General features: G+C 67.8%; 17 protein-coding genes. 7 read left to right on the top strand and 10 right to left on the bottom strand.

Going from position 1 to position 16817, the window contains the following annotated elements:
• Positions 1-49: 49 nt before the first annotated feature.
• Both AC069H_RS27690 and AC069H_RS27695 read right to left on the bottom strand, forming a co-directional pair.
• Positions 50-460 carry a VOC family protein gene (locus AC069H_RS27690; RefSeq protein WP_478226920.1) on the bottom strand — a complete coding sequence of 137 codons (411 nt, stop codon included), beginning with the start codon at positions 458-460 and terminating at the stop codon, positions 50-52.
• Positions 461-568: 108 nt separating this feature from the next.
• The gene (locus tag AC069H_RS27695; protein ID WP_478226921.1) at positions 569-1834 is read right to left on the bottom strand and encodes an MFS transporter; all 1266 of its coding nucleotides are present in this window, start codon (positions 1832-1834) and stop codon (positions 569-571) included.
• Positions 1835-2249: 415 nt separating this feature from the next.
• Between AC069H_RS27695 and AC069H_RS27700 the strand changes: the two genes are divergently transcribed.
• Positions 2250-2663 carry a MerR family transcriptional regulator gene (locus AC069H_RS27700; protein ID WP_478226922.1) on the top strand — a complete coding sequence of 138 codons (414 nt, stop codon included), beginning with the start codon at positions 2250-2252 and terminating at the stop codon, positions 2661-2663.
• A 27-nt stretch (positions 2664-2690) separates the two neighbouring features.
• On the opposite strand, the gene AC069H_RS27705 is transcribed toward AC069H_RS27700, so the two are convergent.
• The 4 genes from AC069H_RS27705 to AC069H_RS27720 form a co-directional block, all read right to left on the bottom strand.
• Entirely contained in the window at positions 2691-4304 is a 1614-nt protein-coding gene (locus AC069H_RS27705) for a peptide chain release factor 3 (protein ID WP_478226923.1), read from the bottom strand.
• A gap of 118 nt (positions 4305-4422) precedes the next feature.
• Entirely contained in the window at positions 4423-5199 is a 777-nt protein-coding gene (locus AC069H_RS27710) for a hypothetical protein (RefSeq protein WP_478226924.1), read from the bottom strand.
• Positions 5196-5969, bottom strand: coding sequence for a phosphatase PAP2 family protein (locus AC069H_RS27715; protein WP_478226925.1), 774 nt, complete (start codon positions 5967-5969; stop codon positions 5196-5198). The genes AC069H_RS27710 and AC069H_RS27715 overlap by 4 nt, the downstream gene beginning before the upstream one ends.
• A 14-nt stretch (positions 5970-5983) precedes the next feature.
• Positions 5984-6427: a MerR family transcriptional regulator gene (locus AC069H_RS27720; protein WP_478226926.1), complete on the bottom strand. Its 444-nt coding sequence runs from the start codon at positions 6425-6427 to the stop codon at positions 5984-5986.
• A gap of 209 nt (positions 6428-6636) precedes the next feature.
• Here AC069H_RS27720 and AC069H_RS27725 point away from each other — a divergent pair, with 209 nt between their 5' ends.
• From AC069H_RS27725 to AC069H_RS27740, 4 genes are all read left to right on the top strand, one after another.
• On the top strand, positions 6637-6837 hold the full coding sequence (locus tag AC069H_RS27725; RefSeq protein ID WP_478234307.1) for a DUF2795 domain-containing protein: 201 nt from the start codon (positions 6637-6639) through the stop codon (positions 6835-6837).
• Positions 6838-6887: 50 nt separating this feature from the next.
• Positions 6888-8576: a ribonuclease J gene (locus AC069H_RS27730; protein WP_478226928.1), complete on the top strand. Its 1689-nt coding sequence runs from the start codon at positions 6888-6890 to the stop codon at positions 8574-8576.
• Positions 8577-8648: 72 nt separating this feature from the next.
• Positions 8649-10277 (top strand): ABC-F family ATP-binding cassette domain-containing protein, encoded by a 1629-nt coding sequence (locus AC069H_RS27735; protein WP_478226929.1) that lies wholly within the window; start codon positions 8649-8651, stop codon positions 10275-10277.
• 59 nt (positions 10278-10336) lie between these two features.
• A complete protein-coding gene (locus AC069H_RS27740; protein WP_478226930.1) occupies positions 10337-10759 on the top strand; it encodes a hypothetical protein in 423 nt (140 codons plus the stop codon).
• 23 nt (positions 10760-10782) lie between these two features.
• On the opposite strand, the gene AC069H_RS27745 is transcribed toward AC069H_RS27740, so the two are convergent.
• Together AC069H_RS27745 and AC069H_RS27750 are read right to left on the bottom strand one after the other, a co-directional pair.
• Positions 10783-11520: a spermidine synthase gene (locus AC069H_RS27745; RefSeq protein WP_478226931.1), complete on the bottom strand. Its 738-nt coding sequence runs from the start codon at positions 11518-11520 to the stop codon at positions 10783-10785.
• Between the two features lie 63 nt (positions 11521-11583).
• A complete protein-coding gene (locus AC069H_RS27750; RefSeq protein ID WP_478226932.1) occupies positions 11584-13749 on the bottom strand; it encodes a HelD family protein in 2166 nt (721 codons plus the stop codon).
• Between the two features lie 19 nt (positions 13750-13768).
• Between AC069H_RS27750 and AC069H_RS27755 the strand changes: the two genes are divergently transcribed.
• Together AC069H_RS27755 and AC069H_RS27760 are read left to right on the top strand one after the other, a co-directional pair.
• Positions 13769-14527, top strand: coding sequence for a hypothetical protein (locus AC069H_RS27755; RefSeq protein WP_478226933.1), 759 nt, complete (start codon positions 13769-13771; stop codon positions 14525-14527).
• Positions 14524-15459 carry an ADP-ribosylglycohydrolase family protein gene (locus tag AC069H_RS27760; protein WP_478226934.1) on the top strand — a complete coding sequence of 312 codons (936 nt, stop codon included), beginning with the start codon at positions 14524-14526 and terminating at the stop codon, positions 15457-15459. Before AC069H_RS27755 ends, AC069H_RS27760 begins: the two co-directional genes overlap by 4 nt.
• A gap of 5 nt (positions 15460-15464) precedes the next feature.
• On the opposite strand, the gene AC069H_RS27765 is transcribed toward AC069H_RS27760, so the two are convergent.
• Both AC069H_RS27765 and AC069H_RS27770 read right to left on the bottom strand, forming a co-directional pair.
• Positions 15465-16124 (bottom strand): hypothetical protein, encoded by a 660-nt coding sequence (locus AC069H_RS27765; protein ID WP_478226935.1) that lies wholly within the window; start codon positions 16122-16124, stop codon positions 15465-15467.
• 83 nt (positions 16125-16207) lie between these two features.
• Complete coding sequence (locus AC069H_RS27770; RefSeq protein ID WP_478226936.1) at positions 16208-16477, bottom strand: hypothetical protein; 270 nt, start codon at positions 16475-16477, stop codon at positions 16208-16210.
• Positions 16478-16817 lie beyond the last annotated feature (340 nt).

Below are 16817 nucleotides of genomic sequence, written 5' to 3' on the forward strand. Positions count from 1 at the left end.
CGGAGCCCGTGCCGGGACGTGCAACTCACGTCCCGGCACGGTATCCGCGTTAGCGTTCTGCGGCTTCGGTCAAATCCCAGCCATAAGGGCGGGTGATGACTTCCAGGCCATGGCCTGCGGGATCGAGGAAATACACGCCACGGCCGCCGTGGTTGTGGTTGATCTGTCCGGGCTGGGTGCCCTGGGGGTCGGCCGAGTAGCCGATATCGGCTTGCTTGATCCGCTCCAGGATGCCGTCGAAGTCCTCTTCTGGCACCAGAAACGCGTAATGCTGGAGCTTGACGTCCTCGGGCGGGATGGTCGCGAAGTCCAGCCGGACGCCGTTGCTCAGTTCGATCGGGAGGAATGGTCCCCAGGCCGTCCCGATTTCCACGTCGAGGATATGTGCCAGGAATTCGGCGGATTTCTGGCGATCCAGTGCGGGAACGATCGTGTGGTTCAGTTCGACTTGTGCTGACACAGTGCGATGCCTCCAACGGGCATGTCACCGGCACCTCCGCGCCTCACCCAGCCGGTAACCGACGTGCGATGCCGTGCCGACGATCCTAAAGGCGATTCCCTGTCGCTGTCACGCTTGACGAGCACGGGGTACCGGTGGCGGGGTGCGCACGAGCGCTCCGGCGATGGTGACCGCGAGGGGGAGTGCGGTCATGGCGTAGAGGATGGGGCGGTAGGTGGTGGCGTGGTCGCGGCCGAGGGCGAGCAGGAGGGGCCCGAAGGCGGAGGCGCCGACGGTGACCGAGTGCACCACGCCGCGGATCGCGCCGAGGTGGCGCAAGCCGAAGCAGCGGGGGAAGGCGACGGCTTCGAGGGTGCGGATGCCGTTGCCGCAGGCGCCGAGGGCGAGACCGTAGAGCACGGCGGTGAATCCTGGGCTGAGCCAGCCCGCTCCGGCGGTGGCGAGGGCGAGGGTGCCCATGGTGGTGATGATCAGGACGCGGTCGGAGAAGCGGTCGGCGAGCCAGCCGAGGCCGAAGGTGGCGATCAGGCCGGCGATGGTCTGGGGCAGGAAGGTCGCGGCGGCTTCGGTGGCGGTGAGGCCACGTTCGCCGAGCAGGGATTGCTGGTGGAAGTTCAGCCCGGTGGTGACCAGGGCACACACGGCGATTCCGGCGGTGACGACCCAGAACATGCCGGTGCGCATCGCCTGGCCCAAAGTCCAGTCCACCGGCGGCAGAGCGCTCCCACGCGAAGCCTCGATCGCCTCGTCGCCGGTCGGGGGTGTGGGAGGCCGACGCGGTAGCAGGAAGAGGGCGGCCGGAATGACCAGGATCCACACGGCCAATCCCTCGGCGACCCAGACAGAGCGCCAACCCCAGTCGGCGATCAGCCGTTCGAGCAGCATCGGCGCCAGGGAGATCCCGGCGGTGCCGACCGCGGAGGCGACTCCGATGGCGAAGCCTCGGCGGCGGTGTACGTAGATGGCCACGGTGGTGGTGGCGACGAGGTTGAGGGCGCCTTGGCCGCCGATCCGGATGCCGATGAACGCGGCGGTCAGTCCGGTGATCTCACTGGCCGCGGTCGCGGTGATCAGGATGGCGCCGAAGCAGGCCGCGATCGCGGCCATGATCCGGCGGGGCCCGTAGCGGTCGATCAGGCGGCCGAGGAAGGGCATGACGAACGCGCCGGACAGGGACCCGATCAGGTAGGCGGTGGAGACCGCGGATCGGGACACGCCGAGGTCGGCGATGATCGGGTCGACGAACACCGACACCGCCGCGGTCTGCCCGGGTGCGGTCAGAGCGAGCGCGACCGAGGCCGCGGCGATCACCCGGGGCAAGTGCGCCCGCCCCGGAACGGTGGACGCCACGGCGGGAGCAGGGCCGGTGGGCACGAAGTGATCCTTCCTGGTCGTGGCCGGGCACGGGCACACTGACCGCACGGTGGCGGCGGTGCTCCGGCAGGTTCGGAGACGGTTCGGTCGGCCGATGGTGCGAGCTGTCGGGCTCCGCACGGGTGGTCCGGCACGGCGTGCTGATCGCCACACCGGGTACCGCAGCCTTCAGGCGCCTGCGGTTCCTGGGCGCATGGCCGTGTCCAGGGCGATGATCACGGTAGCGCGGTGCGCGGTCGGCTCGTGCCGCCGTCGTGATGGACGTCTCGCCGACGATTCGGGTGAGGTTCCGCTCGTCGGGAGCGGGCTGCTGTCACCTGCGGCAATACTGTTACGTGAGAGTACTGTTGAAGGCGTCGTAGCCGGGCCGTCGCGTGCATTATCGTGGATGACTCGGTCGAAGGAAGGAATCGGTGTGGGCGAGCAGATGCAGATCGGCGAGGTGGCCGAGCGCACCGGGCTGTCGCTGCGCACGATCCGGTACTACGAGGAAGTCGGGCTGGTCGTTCCCAGCGCGCGCAGCCAGGGCGGGTTCCGGCTCTACACCGAGCCGGACATCGACCGGTTGCAGCTGATCAAGCGCATGAAGCCACTGGGGTTCCAGCTGGAGGAGATGCGTGACCTGCTCGCGATCCTCGACCCTGCCCCCGGCAGCCCGGACATCCAGGACCCGGCCGCCCGGCTGGCGGAGTTCAGCGAGACCGCCGAGAAGGCATGTGAGGAATTGCGGGCGAAACTGGCCATCGCCGAGGAGTTCGCCGCACTGCTGCGCTCCCACCTCACAACCACCCGCCCCCAGCGGAAACGCCCGGCCGCAGCAGGAAAATAATCCCGCTGAACACGGTTGACACGTTGCTCAGCCGCCTTCCGCGACCAAGGATTCCAGCACCAGCTCGGGATTGCCTCGCAGCATGACCCGCATGGCCAGTTCGTCGGCGAACAGGGCCAGGTCGGTGCCGTCGAGGCGGGCGAGGACTTCGCTGCGCCGTCCGTTGTCGACGATGGAACGCTGGCCGGGCTCGGCGAGGCGCCGGACCACTTGATAGGACAGAGGTTCCAGCCGGATCGGTGAGCCGAACTCGGCGGCCATCCGGTGCGCGGCGACCTCGAACTGCATCGGCCCGACGGCGGCGAACACCGGCGCGGCGTCACCGCGCAGGTCCGAGCGCAGCACCTGGACCACACCCTCCGCGCCCAGTTGTTCGACCCCTTTGCGGAACTGCTTGGCACGGCCGAGGTCGGTGGGCCGGGCGACGGCGAAATGGGAGGGCGCGAAGCTGGGCAGGCCAGGGAACCGCACGGCGGGCTTGCCGGAGTACAGCGTGTCGCCCACTCGCAGCGCGGTGGCGTTGACCAGCCCGATGACGTCTCCGGGATAGGCGGTGTCCACTGTGGAGCGTTGCTGACCGAACACCTGCTGCACGTATTTGGTGGCGAAGGGCTTGCCGGTGGTGGCGTTGGTGACGACCATGCCGCGCTCGAACACCCCGGAGCACACCCGGGCGAACGCCACCTGGTCGCGGTGCGCGGGGTCCATTCCGGTCTGGACCTTGAACACGAACGCCGAGAACGGCGCGTCCAAGGCGCGGATCCGGCTGTCGGCGTCCGCGCGCGGTGCAGGCCGCGGCGCGAGCTCGACCAGCAGATCCAGCAGATGGCGGACACCGAAGTTACGGACGGCCGCGCCGAACAGCACCGGGGTCGCGGTGGCGGTGAAGAACCGGGAGACATCGAACTCGCCTCCCGCGGAGCGCAGCAACTCCGACTCCTCCTCGGCTTGTGCCCACTCGGTCTCGAGATCTGTCGCCGCTTGCGACGCGCTGAACCGCTCCTCCGGCGCCACGGTCGCCCCGCCGGCGGTGGGGCGATACCGGACGAACTCCCCGTTCGAGACGTCGAGGACGCCGCGCAGGTGTCCGGCCGTCCCGACCGGCCAGGTCAGCGGCATGGGTTGCAGGCCGATCCGGTCGGTGAGCTCGTCGCACAACTGCAGGGCTTCCCGGCCGGGCCGGTCCCATTTGTTGATGAAGGTGATCACCGGGATCCCGCGGTAGCGGCAGACGTCGAACAGCTTCAGCGTCTGCGGCTCCAGGCCCTTGGCGGCGTCGAGCAGCATGACGGCGGAGTCGACGGCCGAGAGGACCCGGTAGGTGTCTTCGGAGAAGTCCGCGTGCCCCGGGGTGTCCAGCAGGTTGATCACGGTGTCGCCGTAGACGAACTGCAGCGCGGCGGAGGTGATGGAGATCCCGCGTGCGCGTTCCATCTCCATCCAGTCCGAGGTCACCCCGCGCCGTCCGGCCTTACCGTGCACCGCGCCCGCCTCCGAGATCACCTGGGCATGCAGCGCCAGCGCCTCGGTCAGCGTCGACTTGCCGGCGTCGGGGTGGCTGATGACCGCGAACGTCCGGCGACGGCCCGCCTCGGCGACCACCTCGGACCGTTCGGCCTGGACTGCGTTACCTGTCGTCACACTCGCTCCTCCGGGTCTCGATCAAGGGTTTCTCCCGACACCCAGAATCTACCCTCACGTTAGAGTATTGTAGGTTGGGTCTGCTCATGACGGGAGCACCTGCCGGTGAGGTGATCCTTCACCTCACCGGCTTCCCGTCGGAATCCCAGGCCTGTTCGGCGGGTCCGAGAAGCTGGTAGAACCGAGCAGTCTGGGGTGCGCAGGTGTATTCCCCGCTGGGAAACGTCTGTTGGTGGCCGTCGAGCGTCCCGCTGGTGGAGTGCTCGATCTGGATCGTCAGTGGCTCACGTATCTGCTGGACGGTGTCGTCGTTTGACGTCGTGACGAGGAGTCCTTCAGCGCTCGGGCCCAGGAGAACATCGGTGGCTCGTGTCCACTCGCCGGTGGCCGGGCGGAGGCCGATGTCGCCCGTGAGTGTCCAGCTGTCGGCGCAATGGTCGTACCAGTCGAACGAGGTGGAGATGGCCGCGGCCGGAGTCGGCTGCAGGGTGAGAGTCTCCGTGGTCGCGATCGCCGCGGCCGTGGCGGGAGTGAGCACCCCGCACCGCCAGAAGGCGGCGCACCGCCGAGCGGCGGCGAGCAGGGACATATGTCCGGCGACCACGAAACGGATGTCACCGGCGACAGGGATCCGGCCGAACTCCGGCACTGCCGGCACATCGAGCAGTGACCACTCGTGATGGAGCACGGCCGCGCGTACGGCGTCGCGGACCTGGCGGCTGTCGCGGTCGTGGCCCCGGACGACCGCGACACGGCCGGACCCGATGCCCGGCGGCCACACCGCATGGTCCGGCTCGGCCTTCAATAGCAGGGATACGGCGCGCGTGATGGCCTGAAGATGAAGGTGGCGGTTGCGTCCGGCGTCGGACCAGGCCACGTGCAGTCGGATCGTCATCGGGAACCGTCCTCGTTTCGTCCCTGTGCGGGCCGGGGTGGGCCGGCCGGTTCGGGCTCCGCGGGCGATTCAACGGTTCGGCTGCTCGCCAGCGCCATTTCTCTCGTGTGCACGGTCGGGGGATCGCTACCGGTCATGGCGGGTCTCCTGTCGTCGTTGACGTGCTGCGCTCGGGGCGCCGCCATGAGCCACTGGTAGCGCTGACGCGAGCGCTGATGGCTGACAAGCCGGGCCATCGGCCTCTGCAGCGGCAGCATGACCAGAAGTGCGATGCCTACACCACATGCCAGGCCGGCCACCGCATCGTGTGGGTAGTGGACGCCGACGAGCACGCGCGATGCCGCCGCGAGCAACGCTGTCGGAACGACCCAGAACACGGCGGAGTGGCGGGCAAGCACGACCGCGGCCCCGGCGGCGCCCGCGATCACCGAGTGGTTGCTGGGAAACGACCAATCACCCTGCACGGGACAGGCGACGATCGTCGCCTGTGACAAGGAACGACAGGGGCGTTCCTCTTGTAGCGCGGCTTTGATCCCCTCGCTCACCGCATACGCCGCCACGGTGGCGACTGGGCCCAGCAGAGTCAGGGACAGCGCGCTGGTGTCATCCCGTCGCGCGCGCCACCACGACCACACCATTCTGGCGGCTAACGCGATGAGGACGACGTCGGTCCCGATTGCGGTGATGAGTCGCGCCCAGGCGGGCATGGCCATGGCGAACTCGGTCATCTCGCGGTACCACGACACGCTTATCGAGGGGATCTCGACCATGGGATTCGATGTGCTCAACCGTGTCCTTGTCTTGTCACGAGGCTGTGGCGCACCTTGTCCTCGTGGGTGTCGGCGACGAGCGCGGCCCGGCGTTCACGCAAGGTCGTGACGAATTCGCACGCGGCATCGAGCCTGGCGCGCAGATCAGCGCACCGATGATCGGTGAGAACACTGAAATCGTGCAGCAACGTGAGCCGCTGCTCACGCGCCAGCTCGGACCCGGTCGTATCCGGTGGCAGCAGGGCGATGAGGTCCCGCATCTCCTCGACGTCGAAGCCGAGCGCCCGCATTTGCCGGATGAGGCGCAGCCGGTCCACGTCGGCCGCCGTGTAGAGCCGGAACCCGCCCTGACTTCGCGTGTCGGGGGTGACGAGACCGACCTGCTCGTATCGCCGGATCGTTCGCAGGGACAGGCCGGTGCGCTCGGCGACCTCGCCGATCTGCATGTGGTCGCTCACATCGAGTCTCCTTCCCTGCCCGCGATCGGCCGCCACCGCGGCAGGTGGGCTGTGGGTGACGGCCGGTACGTCGCGCTGGGGGTTGAACGCGACCCGCGGCCACCGTCGGGGCAGTGCCCGCGGAAGTACCGGCCGCCCTCGCGACCCTACCCTAACGTCAGGGTAGTGTGCGCGATGTGACTGACCTTAGCGAGAAACACGCGGCTGAAGTGACGAGGATCGAGATCATCGACGCCGTGAGTGGCGCTTTTGTCGATTCGTCGGCGACGAAACAGGAGATCGTCGCCGCGGCGGTCGAACGTGGAAGTCGCGACGAGGTGTTGCAACTGCTCGATCGGCTCCCCGTGCGCACCTTCGGCCACGTTCGCGACCTCTGGGATCACCTGCCGGAGGTGCCGCTTGGTGACTGACTGGACCCCGGCCCACGCGGCGCAGTCAAACCCTACCGTAACGTGAGAGTATGAATTCTGTGGATCGCCCTCCGGTCGTCTCGCTTCCGAGCCTGGCCGACGATGCCTTGCGTATCGTCGCGTTCGGCGGGCTCGGTGAGATCGGCCGGAACATGACCGTGTTCGAGCATCGGGGAGCGCTGCTCGTCGTCGACTGCGGGGTTCTCTTTCCCGAGGAGCATCAGCCCGGGGTGGACGTGATCCTGCCTGACTGGTCCGCGATCAGGGACCGGCTCCCCGGCATCGAGGCGATCGTGCTGACGCACGGGCACGAAGACCACATCGGCGCGGTGCCGTACCTGTTGCGGGAGCGACCCGATATTCCCGTGATCGGTTCCCGGCTCACCCTGAGTCTCCTGTCCGCCAAGCTCGCCGAGCACCGCATCACCCCGACCACGGTCGAAGTCCGGGAAGGGGACCGGCTTGACCGCGGCCCGTTCGCGCTGGAGTTCCTGGCGGTCAACCACTCCATCCCGGACGGTCTCGCGGTCGCGGTGCGGACGACGGCGGGTCTGGTCCTGCACACCGGTGACTTCAAGATGGATCAGTTTCCCTTGGACAGACGCATCACCGACCTGCGCGGGTTCGCCCGCCTCGGGGAGGAGGGTGTCGATCTGTTCATCGTGGACTCCACCAATGCCGACGTGCCCGGTTTCACCACCTCCGAACGCGAGCTGGCGCCTGCCATCGACGCCGTGTTCCGCACCGCGCCGCGCCGGATCATCGTGTCCAGTTTCGCCAGCCACGTGCATCGCATCCAGCAGATCCTCGACGCGGCCCACGCCCACGGCCGGAAGGCGGCCTTCGTCGGCAGATCGATGGTCCGCAACATGGGTGTCGCCCGCGAACTGGGATATCTCACCGCGCCCGACGGGCTGATCGTCGAGGCCGGTGAGCTGGACCGTGTTCCGGAGGTCGAACAGACCCTGATCTGCACCGGATCGCAAGGGGAGCCGATGGCCGCGCTCGCGCGGATGGCCAGCGGCCGGCACACCATCGATGTCGGTGACGGCGACACCGTTCTACTGGCGAGCTCGCTGATACCCGGCAACGAGAACGCCGTCTACCGCATCATCAACGGTCTGACACGGCGAGGCGCCAACGTCGTGCACAAGGGAAACGCCAAAGTGCACGTGTCCGGTCACGCGAGCGCGGGGGAACTGGTCTACTGCTACAACATCGTGCGTCCGGCCAACGTCCTGCCGGTGCACGGCGAAGCACGGCACCTCAAGGCGAACGCGGATCTGGCCCGCAGTACTGGAATCGCTGGTGACCGTGTGCTTGTCGCGGGCAACGGCGACGTCATCGATCTGCGCGACGGCCGTGCCACGGCCGTCGGTGCGGTCGCGGTTCGCGAGGTCTATGTCGACGGCCACACCGTCGGCGTCCTGACCGAAGACTCCCTGGCCGAACGCCGCACTCTTGGCCAGGACGGTGTGCTCACCGTCATCACCCTGATCGACCGCGACACCGGGCTGCTGGCCGAGGAGCCCGACTACATAGCCCGCGGGTTCGCGCACGACGACTCCGCCTTCGACACCCTCGGAGCGGTCCTGGAAAAGATTCTCGCCGGAGCAGCCGAACGCAACGTCACCGCCAACGCTGACCTCGAACGACGGATCGTGCGTGCCACCGAAAGCTGGACACGCAAGACGCTGCGCCGTCAGCCGGTCGTCATCCCCGTCATCATCGACGCCTGAATCGCGATCAGCCCTCGAGCACCGGCTCAGCTCATCAGTATTTGCACTTCTCCGATCCCCTGGGAGTTCGGTGTGATCACCGCGACCAACCTCGAACTGCGTGCGGGCCCACGCGTCCTGCTGTCCGATGCCACGCTGCGCGTCCAGCCGGGCGACCGCATCGGACTGGTCGGGCGCAACGGTGCCGGGAAGACCACCACCCTGCGCGTGCTCGCAGGTGAGGGCATGCCCTACGCCGGGCAGGTCCACGCCGCGACCGAACCGGGGTATCTGCCCCAGGACCCCCGCGAAGGCGACCTGTCGACGACCGCGCGAAACCGGGTGCTCTCGGCGCGCGGGCTCGACGAACTGCTCACCGGAATGACGAAAGCCCAGACCGCCATGGCGGAACTGGCCAGCGAGCGCGAGCGGGACAACGCCGTGCGCGCCTACGGACGACTCGAAGAGCGCTTCTCCGCGCTCGGCGGCTACGCGGCCGAAAGCGACGCCGCCCGAATCTGCGCCAACCTGGGCCTCGACGACCGTGTTCTGGAGCAGACCCTGCGGACCCTCTCAGGCGGGCAGCGCCGCCGCGTGGAACTGGCTCGAATCCTGTTCGCCGCGTCGGAGACCGGCGCCGGAGGGCCCTCGGGCACCACACTGCTGCTGGACGAGCCCACCAATCACCTCGACGCCGACTCCCTGTCGTGGCTGCGCGGTTTCCTGCGCAACCACACCGGCGGCCTCGTCGTGATCAGTCACGACGTGGAACTGCTGGCCGACGTGGTGAACAAAGTGTGGTTCCTCGACGCCGTGCGCGGCGAGGTCGACGTGTACAACATGGACTGGAAACGCTATCTCTCCGCCCGCGCCGGTGACGAAGCACGCCGACGCAGGGAACGCGCGAACGCGGAGAAGAAAGCCTCGGCACTGCACCAGCAAGCCGCGAAGCTCGGCGCGAAAGCCACCAAGGCCACCGCGGCGAAGAACATGGTGCGACGCGCCGACAGGATGCTCGCTGGCCTCGACGAGACCCGACGCTCCGACAAGGTCGCCAAGATCGCCTTCCCCGCACCCGCGCCGTGCGGAAGAACCCCGCTGACAGCAAGGGGACTGTCGAAGTCCTACGGCTCCTTGGAGATCTTCACCGGTGTCGACCTCGCCATCGACCGAGGCTCCCGGGTGGTGGTGCTCGGGCTCAACGGCGCCGGAAAGACCACGCTGCTGCGTCTGCTCAGCGGACAGGAAGATCCCGACAGCGGCGAGGTGGTCGCCGGCCACGGGCTACGCATCGGCTACTACGCCCAGGAACACGAAACCCTCGACCCCGACGCCACGGTGTGGCAGAACGTGCGCCACGCGGCCCCGGAGGCCTCAGCTCCGGAACTACGCAGTCTGCTCGGCGCGTTCCTGCTGGCCGGCGGACAATTGGACCAGCCCGCCGGAACCCTCTCCGGCGGGGAAAAGACCCGCCTCGCGCTGGCAGGACTGGTCTGCGGCGCCGCGAACGTGCTGCTGCTGGACGAACCCACCAACAACCTCGACCCGGCCAGTCGCCAGCAGGTCCTCGACGCGTTACGTCGCTATCCGGGCGCGGTCGTGCTCGTCACCCACGATCCGGGCGCTGTCGAAGCCCTCACGCCCGAACGGGTCATCCTGCTCCCCGACGGCACCGAGGACCACTGGTCCGATGACTACCTCGACCTCGTCCAGCTCGCCTGACCGGTCCGGCGCCGAAAATGACCGGCGACTCTTCTGTGACGTGAGGGTAGAGTTGGCGCATGCTGAACAGTGACAGTTCACCCCGGCCGGTGGCCGGCACGGGCACCGCGACCAGGGCAGAGCGGCGGAGGCCGGCGAGATTCCTCTCCGTGCAGGCGTACAACGCGGCCTTCCCGAAGCGGTCCATTCCGACCGATCCGGCCGGCTTCAACGGGCTTCGGTGCTATCACGCCGCGATGGCCGGTGTGCAGGACGATGTGGACGAATCCGAGTACTCGCTGATCGTGGACTTCCTGCCGGGAGGTGCTCCGCTGCCTGGCGGGGCGGATCGTGTCGGCACGGTCGTGGCGACCCGCTGGGGCCAGGGCCCCGTTTTCGTGCTGGCTGAGAACGTGTCCCTGCGCGCGGCGTGGCGGGCGATCATCGACGCCTGGCCGACACAACTCACCGGAGTGCGGGCGGCGCTGGAATCACTGGACTGAGCAAGGCCGCCCCAGGCCGCGGGTCAGACGGAGCCCGGCGTGTCGGAGCCGGTCGATGCCACGTAGACGGTGGCTGTCGCTTCGTTGTCCTGCAACGGATTGGCGAAGGTGATGACGTCGGCGCGTACCTGGGTGAAGGCGGATGCCAGTGCGGTGAGGAACTGTTCGTCGGGCGGGTCGTTGGACCAGAGCCCGAATACTCCGCCGGGGTGCAGCCAGCGGGTGAGGCGGCGGAGACCGGCCGGTTGGTAGAACTCCTGGTGGCTCGGGTGCAGGACGTGGCGGGGGGAGTGGTCGATGTCGAGGAGGATGGCGTGGAACCGCCGTTCCGGTGTATTCGGATCGAGTCCGCCCGGTGACCGCAGCAGTGCGAAGAAGTCACCGTTTACGAAGGTGCACCGGGTGTCCGCGGTCAAGGCAGGGTCGGTGGGGATGAGGCCGTTGCGGTGCCACTCGACCACTGGCTCAAGCGCCTCCACCACCGACAAGGACCGCACTCGCGGGTCGGCCAGCGCGGTCTGCGCGGTGTAGCCGAGCCCGAGGCCGCCGACGGCGATGTCGAGGTCCGGGCCGTCCACTTCGGCCAGTCCCCGCCGTGCGAGTTCCTCCTCGGCGACGGTGAACAGGTTCGACATCAGGAACTCGTCGCCGAGTTTGATCTCCAGTACGTCCCGGTCCGCGGTGGGATCCCAGCGACGGCGCAGGACGAGTTCGCCCATCAGGGTCGGGCGCCAATCAAGTTCCTGGAAACGCCTGCTCATCGTGATCCCTTGTATTCGGTGAAGTTTCGCTCAGTGTGGTGGTCGTGGCTGTACTTCGCCGGGTCAACCGACGCGCGCTTCGGCGGCGCCGACACGGTGTTCGGGTTTCCCGGCGAACGCCAGGAGGTGCGAGAGCGGTCCGGTGTGGGTCAGGTGGAGCTCGTGCATGGCCCGGGTGCAGGCGATGTAGAGCATGCTCTTGTCCATGTCGCTCGCGTAGTTCTCCTCGTCCACGTGCGGCACGATCACGGCGTCGAACTCCAGACCCTTGGAGATGTGCGCCGAAGTGATGACGACGCCGGCGGCGAAGGCCGTGCTGTCGTAGTCCAGGAAAGTCAGCTCGACGCCGGCCTCGGACAAGGCCCGGTGGAGCGTTCGTGCCTGGGCGACGGTCTTGCAGATGATGCCGAGAGATCGCTGATCGCTGTGCCGGTGCCGCTCGATGAGGTCCACGATCCGCGCTGTCTCGTCTCGCGGGCTGGCGCAGGCGATGACCTGGGGCGGCAGGCCGTGGCGTTCGATCGGGACGAGCTTGTCGTTGCGGGAAATGTTCTGGGCGAAGTCGGTGATCTCGCTCGTGGAGCGGTAGCTCTTGCACAACTCCAGGCAGTCGGCGTCCGGGAAGATGTCGCGGATTGCCGATAGTGACGAGGAGCTGAACGGGTTGACCGACTGGTTGGAGTCACCCAGGATCGTCATCTTGCACGAGAAGAGCTCGCGCAGCACGGCGTACTGGATCGGTGTGTAGTCCTGCATCTCGTCGACCAGCAGGTGGCGAATGTGGCCGTAGCTTTCCTGCCGCGCGGTTCTGATCATGGTGTAGATCAACGGGAACACGTCGGCGTACTCGATCTTTTTCCGGCCGAGCGGCTGAAACAGGCCGCGGCGCGCGGGATCGGCGTAGAACGCCTTGTACATCCCGAACGGGTCTTTGTGCGGGAACATGGCGCGGACCTGTTTGCGGAGTTTGGCGGTGTCGGCAGCCGACCACTTGCCGCCCTTGTCCACGACCTGGTTCTTGAGCAGGTGGACAGCGGTGTTGGCCACGTGGTCGAGCCGGGTGAAGACCGGAAGCGCCCGGGACTCGTCGAAGGCGTCCGCGACCCAATCCGCGGAGAGCCGGGTGCTCTTGTGCTCGATGTCGGTCGGCACGAAGTCTTTCTCCGCCCGCTCGGCGAGCCAGTTCTCCAGGCAGGTGACGAATTCCGGCGTCGCCTTGTAACGCATCCGCTCGGCTGCCGCCTCATCGGTGTGGTCGAGCAGGCTGACCACCTGCTCGCTGAACGTCTCGTAGCCGGTGACCTTGGCGAGGAACCTGCCGGCGATCTTGTCGAAATCGATCTCCGCGACCTGCTCCTCACCCAGCTCGGGAAGCACATCGGCGATGTAGTCACCGAAGACCTTGTTCGGCGAGAGGATCATGACGTTGTCGGAGGACAGGGTGTCCTTGAAGCGATAGAGCAGGAACGCCACCCGGTGCAGCGCGATCGACGTCTTCCCCGACCCCGCGACACCCTGCAGGATGAGAACCTGCGCCGTCTCGTTGCGGATCACCGCGTTCTGTTCCCGCTGAATGGTCGCGACGATGTTCTTCATCTTGTCGTCGGCGGACTGACTCAGTTCCCGCTGCAGGACGTCGTCGCCGATGTTGAGCGAGCTGTCGAACATGTACTCCAGGCGCCCGCCCTGGATCTTATACTGGCGCTTACCGGTGATGTCGCCGCGCACGATGCCCTGGGGCGCCTCGAAATGCGCTTCGCCGGACTCGAAGTCGTAATAGAGACTCGACACCGGAGCCCGCCAGTCGTGGATCACGACCTCCTGAGTCTCGGGATCCGAGAGATTGTGCACGCCGATGTAGTAGTCCCTGGCGTGCTCATCGCCGTCCGTGCGGAAGTCGACGCGCCCGAAATAGGGGGACTGCAGCAGCCGCTCGATACGTTTCCGGAGCATCACCGCGTGCTCGCCCAGAACGACGGACATGTTCACGTCGGTGCGGAAACCGGCCTTCTCGGCGCTGTCCATGTCACGCCAGTTCTCCCACATGAACTCCTTCCGCTCTTGGATGGAGCTGGCGGACTTGTCGATCGAACCGATGAGACGCTCCAGCTCGGCCGTCAGCAGACGCACCGTCTCGGCCAGATGTGCACGCTCGTGCTGTTCGTCGCGTGTCTGCACGTCCGTCAAAGCCACCTCCGGTTCGGACTCCTCGCTAGAGTCTACTGTCACGTTAGAGTAGGGTAGTGGTATGGAGGTGGTGATGGCCGGTGCGCGGACAGAGGTCATCACTCAGCAGCTGGGCTCCTTGCAGGAAGGGTTGCTGCTCGCCTTCCGCTGCCTCTTCCGTGCCGCTGATCCCACGCCGCCCTGTCCGAGTCCGCTCGCGCTGGGGGCAGGCGACGTGGTCGTCGTGGTGAGCGGCGGCGATCGAGGTAGCGCCCTGACCCGCGACGCACTACTCGAGAGTGCGACAAACGCCGGCGTCACCGTGATCGACGACTCTCCCGGGAGCCTGCCGGTAGGCCGGGTAAGCCTGGTTCTCGCCACGCACCATTCCGTCGCATCAGCCGCACAACGCCGTGCGATGTCATGCCATGCCCCGGTCCTGCTCCCGGACAGCCGCTGTAGCCCGCCCGGCCCCCTGCGCCTGTGGCTGCGACCCGTTCCGACGCTCACGCTCACCGGCCCAAGCCATCGGCAGCTGATCATCCTGCACGACCTTCACCTTCGCGGTGTGCTCGCCGAGGAGCATCCGGCTCTCGCGGAGGTATTCGCGCGCCCCTCGGAAAACGGTCTGCTGCTCGGCGTCACCGGTGACATCGGCGCGGCGGTCAGCTTCTGCCCCGGCCCGCGAACAGTGCGCATACCCGCTCCGGCCGTGGCGACCGTCGACGGCGTCTCCCGGACCCTGAAGCCAGGGACTTACCGCATCGCTCTGGCCCAGCCACCTCTGTACCGGCTCCACGCCGAGTCGGTCCCCCGACCCGAGACCGGACGAACCAGATGACGATCGCCATGAACCCCATCACCCGCGACCAAGCACGCGGACTGCTCCTCGGCCTCGCGCTGGGAGATGCCCTGGGCGCTCCCTTCGAAGGCAGGGCCAGCGTCGGCGCCCACGATGTCCTTGCCGAGGAGCGCGCGCCCAGCCGACTCGTCCACACCGACGACACCGCGCTCGCCCTCGTCCTGGCCGGCCACCTCGCCGAGCACCGTGACACCACCCTGCTCGACGAGGACGTCCTCGCCCGGGAATTCGCCGAGGCGTGGCGCGCCGAACCGTGGCGCGGCTACGGCGAAGGCACCCCGAAGGTGTTCGGACTGATCAACGCGGGTGTCCCGTGGCCCGACGCCGCTCGCGCCTTCTATCAAGGACAGGGATCGTTCGGCAACGGCGCGGCGATGCGCGTCGCCCCGGTCGCCCTCGTGGGAACGAGCCTGCACCACACCGCCGAACTCGCCAGCCGCACCGCGGCGGTCACTCACGCCCACAAACATGGACAACACGGCGCCGCGTGCCAGGCCGCCGCGACCTACCTGGCGCTGCACAGCGATCCGACGCGGGCGCTCGCCGTGCCCGCCTTCCTGCACGACCTCGCCCGCGTGGTGCGCTCGGCCCCATGGCACGAGAAATTCGACCGCGTCGCCGAACTCGTCCGCCACCGCCCCGATCCCGAGCACGCCGGTCGGGCGCTCGGCAATGACGCCTCGGCGCTGGGTTCGGTCCCGACGGCCCTGCTGGCCTTCCTCACCTATCCCGACCGGCCGGATGAGGCCATCCGTTACGCCGTGCGGGCCGGAGGTGACACCGACACCATCGCCGCCATGGCCGGAGCGCTCGCGGGCGCCCGCTCCGGAGCCGGCTCTCTGCCCGAGAAGTGGCTCCGGCGGCTGGACGTCGCCGGGCGACTGCGGTCACTGGCCGACCGCCTTGCCTGAGTGGGTCAGTCGAGTCCGTCCGTGCCGGTGAGGTGCTCGTAGCGCCGCGGCTGCGCGGTGAACGTGTACCTGCCGGCGGGGAACATCTGCGCGTGGCCATCGATCGTTCCCTCGGTCGGCAGGTCGAGACGCAAGATCACGGAGGTACTCCCCAGACGGGCGTGCTTGTGGTCGTGGTCCCGCACCTGGTCCAGCACGATCCCGTCGTCGGCAGGTTCGAGGGCGAGCGTCGTCACCGGCGTCTCAGGCCCGGTCCGGGTGCGGTACGTCAACGAACCCCGGATCTCCCAGCGCGACGCGCAATGGTCCGACAGGCCGTCCGCAGTCGTGATGGCCACCGCCGGACAAGCCCGGGCCGCGAGAGGGGACGGATGGGCCACGACGTCGGCAGGATCGACGACACGGCACGCCCAGGCTGCCGCGCACCGGCGTGCCGCGGCCCGCATTCTGTGATTCGCCGGAACGACGATGGTGATGTCACCGCCCGCGGGAATGGCACCGAACGCCGGAACAGCCGGCAGATCAAGCAGGCTCCAGCCGTGCTCCGTCACCACGGACGTGACCGCGGCACGGATCGTGCGGCTGCCACGGTCGAACCCGCCGATCAACGCGATCCGTGGCGCCGACGCGGCCGGTGGCTGGCCGTTGCCCACCAACTGTGTCAACGCCGTGCGGATCGCCCGGCCGCGATCATGCGCTTGCCCACGCCAGTGAGAGGTTTCCGACCAAGTGGCGTAGCGACGGCCCCTCATTCGGCGCCACCGTCGAAGGACAGTTCGGGCAACTCGGCCAGCACGTCCATCAAGGACTCGAACCGGCGATCCGGCAGACTGTTCAGGGCCGCGAACACCGCGGGTGACGCGTGGCTGGCCAATGCCGCCTCGCGCAGGTCCGCTATCCCCGGCCGATCGGCGAGGAACGCGTTTTCCACATGGACGCAGAACTCCGGCAACGTCAGTGATGCCGATGCCTGCACCACGCCGTCGGTACTCACTCGTTCACGGCTCCCGTCGGACATGTCGCGATAAAACGACGAGCGGCGACCTCCTCCAAACCCTACACTCACGTTAGGGAAGAGTTGAAGGCATGTCCGTGGATAGGGGCTGGCGTGGACGTGATCCCGCACTCATTTGGCGGCAGGGGCTCCGCGGAGTGGTGATCTCTCGTCTAACGTTAGGTGAGAGTTGCCGACGACGGCGGCGATCTTGCCGCCGGGCCGCCGGGGTCACCGAAGCCCCCGACTCCCTTGTCCGAGCCGAGGAGCTTCCCTTGCCTATCGAGCAGGTGCTGTGACCGACCCGAGCTAGTCCGCGCCCGTCGAGCAATGCCCCGGGCCGATGCCCGCGCTTGCGCGCCTC

Source organism: Amycolatopsis sp. NPDC043887, from assembly GCF_056435665.1.

Bases quoted from the DNA above. Each gene is read 5' to 3' on its own strand.
- AC069H_RS27710 (WP_478226924.1), bottom strand. From the start codon at position 5,199: ATGACGATCCGACTGCACGTGGCCTGGTCCGACGCCGGACGCAACCGC.
- AC069H_RS27715 (WP_478226925.1), bottom strand. From the start codon at position 5,969: ATGGTCGAGATCCCCTCGATAAGCGTGTCGTGGTACCGCGAGATGACC.
- AC069H_RS27730 (WP_478226928.1), top strand. From the start codon at position 6,888: ATGAATTCTGTGGATCGCCCTCCGGTCGTCTCGCTTCCGAGCCTGGCC.
- AC069H_RS27740 (WP_478226930.1), top strand. From the start codon at position 10,337: ATGCTGAACAGTGACAGTTCACCCCGGCCGGTGGCCGGCACGGGCACC.
- AC069H_RS27745 (WP_478226931.1), bottom strand. From the start codon at position 11,520: ATGAGCAGGCGTTTCCAGGAACTTGATTGGCGCCCGACCCTGATGGGC.
- AC069H_RS27755 (WP_478226933.1), top strand. From the start codon at position 13,769: ATGGAGGTGGTGATGGCCGGTGCGCGGACAGAGGTCATCACTCAGCAG.
- AC069H_RS27760 (WP_478226934.1), top strand. From the start codon at position 14,524: ATGACGATCGCCATGAACCCCATCACCCGCGACCAAGCACGCGGACTG.
- AC069H_RS27770 (WP_478226936.1), bottom strand. From the start codon at position 16,477: ATGTCCGACGGGAGCCGTGAACGAGTGAGTACCGACGGCGTGGTGCAG.